The following is a 3,221-nucleotide window of genomic DNA, read 5'->3' on the forward strand; positions in this document are numbered from 1 at the left end:
ATCCTTTGGATATTATTAAAATAGATAGTCCGTCAGAATTGTACGCAACAGTCGTTCATCCTCAAATTGAGCTGAAAACTTCGGATGCACGTTCGGTTTTGAAGCAAACTGTTTCCCTGAAAAGTGCTATTACACAATGGGGAAATGTGGGAGGATTAGTCGCTGGATTGTACACGAACGATTACGAATTGATTGGACGTTCCTTACACGACGAAATCATTGAACCGATTCGTAGTATGTTGATTCCTGGTTTTGATTTAATCAAGAAAACGGCTTACGAGAACGGAGCTTTAGGTTCTGGAATTTCAGGTTCAGGTCCTTCAATTTTTGCCTTGAGCAAAGGAAAAGAGACCGCCGAAAAAATTGCCAAAGCGATGAGTGCCGTTTATGACGAAATCAATTTGCCGTATGAAATTCACGTTTCAAAAGTGAATGCGGATGGGGTGAATATTATATAGTTGTTGGTAGTTATTTAAAAAAGAAATGAACGAAGAAACACTATTTTTTGAAATATCCGAAAGTGGAAATTTAATCAGAATTGAACTAATTGGTTTAAATTATCCAACTGCTGAATTAGATTGGGATAGAAATTGGATACGAGGATTTGTTAAAGTAAAAGCTGGTGCATTTTCTGGAGAATTCAAAGCAGATTTTATGACAATTGATTTTGTTGGTTTCAAAAACGAACTTACAAAACTTTATGATAAACTAAATGGCATTGCAACATTTCAAACTTTGGAAAGTCAAGTTGAAATAAAAATTGTCGGAGATGGAATTGGACATTTAAATGCTCAATGTATTGTATTGGATAACGCTGGAAATGGGAACAAACTAGAATTTGAAATTAGTTTTGACCAAACTCATATTCCAAAAATATTAAACCAACTTGAAAAAATTACAGATAAGTTTCCAAAGATTGGTGAATTGAAGTAAAAGAAACACTATTACCAATAAAACAAATTTATTATTTTTAAATAAAAATTACCAAATTTTGGTAACTTTACAAAAAATATAACGTTATGGGACGCAACACATCAGTTTCTTTAGGCGACTACTTCGAAAATTTTGTTGATGGTCGAATTTCCGAAGGAAGATTCAAAAATGCAAGCGAAGTGATTCGTGCAGGTTTGAGAATGTTAGAAGAAGAAGAAAACAAAATAACGGCACTCAAAAAAGCCATTAACGACGGAATTGAAAGCGGAATTGCCGAAAATTTTAATCCAAAACAACATTTGGAATCTTTAAAAGCTAAAAAAAGAGATGCCTAAATTTCATCTTACCAATAAGGCGGTTGAAGATTTATCCAAAATTTGGGATTACACTTCCGAAGTTTGGTCGGAAGATCAAGCCGACAAATATTATTATGATTTGTTGTCAAATTGCCAAAAATTAAGCGAAAATTATTTTTTAGGAAGAAATTATATTGAGATAAAAGAAGAAATTTTCGGATTTAAATCAGGACAACATATCATTTTTTACAGCATTGTAAATGAGGATGAGATAAAAATCATTCGGTTTTTGCATTCGAAAATGGATTTAAAAAATAAAATACAAGAATAAAAATAAAAACTATTTAAGATTTTTGATTAACGATTTATTAGTTCAGATGTAACTCAAGTTGCTAAAAAAATCAAAAATCGTTAATCTAAAATTTTCAATCTAAATTCAAATGAAATACTACAGTTTAAACCATAATGCCCCAAAGGTTTCTTTCGAAGAAGCTGTAATACAAGGATTAGCAACCGATAAGGGATTGTATTTTCCAGAATCTATAACACCTTTATCTCCTGAATTTTTCGAGAATATCGAAAAATTGAGCAACGAAGAAATTGCTTTCGCCGCCATTCAACAATTTGTGGGTGACGAAATTCCCGCAGAAATCTTAAAAGAAATCATTGCAGAAACGTTATGTTTTGATTTTCCGACGGTAAAAGTAGAAGAAGGAATTTATGCCTTAGAATTATATCACGGACCAACAATGGCCTTTAAAGACGTAGGTGCGCGATTTATGTCGCGTTGTTTAGGTTATTTCAACAAAGACAAAAAAGACAATAAAAATACCGTTTTAGTGGCCACTTCTGGTGATACAGGAGGTGCAGTTGCGAGTGGTTTTCTAGGAGTTCAAGGAGTGGAAGTTGTGATATTATATCCTTCTGGAAAAGTGAGCGACATTCAAGAACGACAATTAACAACTTTAGGACAAAACATTAAAGCGCTTGAAGTGGATGGTGTTTTCGACGATTGCCAGGATATGGTCAAAAAAGCCTTTTTGGACGAAAGTCTGTCCCACCACAATCTAACTTCGGCTAACTCAATAAATATCGCACGTTGGTTACCACAAATGTTTTACTTTTTCTTTGCTTACAAGCAATTGAAATCACAAAACAAACCTTTGGTATTTTCGTGCCCAAGTGGGAATTTCGGAAATATTTGTGCTGGAATTATGACGAAGAAATTAGGTTTACCCATCGAGCATTTCGTAGCTTCAACCAATGTAAATGATACAGTTCCAAGATTTTTAGAAAAAGGTAATTACGATCCAAAACCTTCCAAAGCTACTATTTCGAATGCGATGGACGTTGGAAATCCGAGTAATTTCATCCGAATTCAAGAAATGTACAACAACGATTTGGAGCAATTCAAAAAAGACTTCTCCTCTTATTCTTATACCGATTCAGCAACTTTAGAAGCGATGAAATCTATCTATAAAGCAGACAGTTACATTGCCGAACCTCACGGAGCTGTGGGTTATTTAGGTTTGAAAAAAGAATTAAAAAATCATCCAAATGCGATTGGTATATTCTTAGAAACAGCTCATCCTATCAAGTTTTTAGATGTTGTAGAACCTGCATTAAATATTCAATTGCCAATTCCAACGCAAATTGAAAGCGTGTTGAATAAAGAAAAAGTAAGTACAAAAATCAAGACTTACGAGGATTTGAAAGCATTTTTGGAATAAATAACAAATTCTATTTTAAATAACAAACCGCAGATTCGCAGATTTTATAATTTGTGAATTTGCGGTTTTTTGTTTCTAAATATGCCACGAATGAAACAGATTAAACGGATTTAGCACAGATTTTTTTTAACAATTTTCAAAATACTCCAACTTAAGTAATGGCTAAAAATTTAATGGAGTACTTTAATGAAGCTCAAAATTTGTTTGCCACAGATTTCACAGATTAACACAGATTAACACAGATTAATTCTTTATGTAGCTT

Annotated in this window: 5 protein-coding genes; all 5 read left to right on the forward strand. The window is 33.1% G+C overall.

Annotated features, from left to right (window positions below; all coding sequences use genetic code 11):
• A partial coding sequence (locus PHC28_RS17395) for a homoserine kinase (RefSeq protein ID WP_367278064.1) occupies window positions 1–458 on the forward strand: 458 nt, incomplete at its 5' end.
• Window positions 459–483: 25 nt separating this feature from the next.
• Complete coding sequence (locus tag PHC28_RS17400) at window positions 484–933, forward strand: hypothetical protein (protein WP_300103531.1); 450 nt, start codon at window positions 484–486, stop codon at window positions 931–933.
• A gap of 86 nt (window positions 934–1,019) precedes the next feature.
• Entirely contained in the window at window positions 1,020–1,268 is a 249-nt protein-coding gene (locus tag PHC28_RS17405) for a type II toxin-antitoxin system ParD family antitoxin (protein ID WP_300103533.1), read from the forward strand.
• Entirely contained in the window at window positions 1,261–1,560 is a 300-nt protein-coding gene (locus PHC28_RS17410; protein WP_300103534.1) for a type II toxin-antitoxin system RelE/ParE family toxin, read from the forward strand. Before PHC28_RS17405 ends, PHC28_RS17410 begins: the two co-directional genes overlap by 8 nt.
• A gap of 109 nt (window positions 1,561–1,669) precedes the next feature.
• A complete protein-coding gene (gene thrC, locus PHC28_RS17415) occupies window positions 1,670–2,959 on the forward strand; it encodes a threonine synthase (RefSeq protein WP_300103535.1) in 1,290 nt (429 codons plus the stop codon).
• The last annotated feature ends 262 nt before the right edge of the window (window positions 2,960–3,221 follow it).

It is taken from the genome of Flavobacterium sp., from assembly GCF_028712645.1.
In the GTDB taxonomy this organism is placed as follows: domain Bacteria; phylum Bacteroidota; class Bacteroidia; order Flavobacteriales; family Flavobacteriaceae; genus Flavobacterium.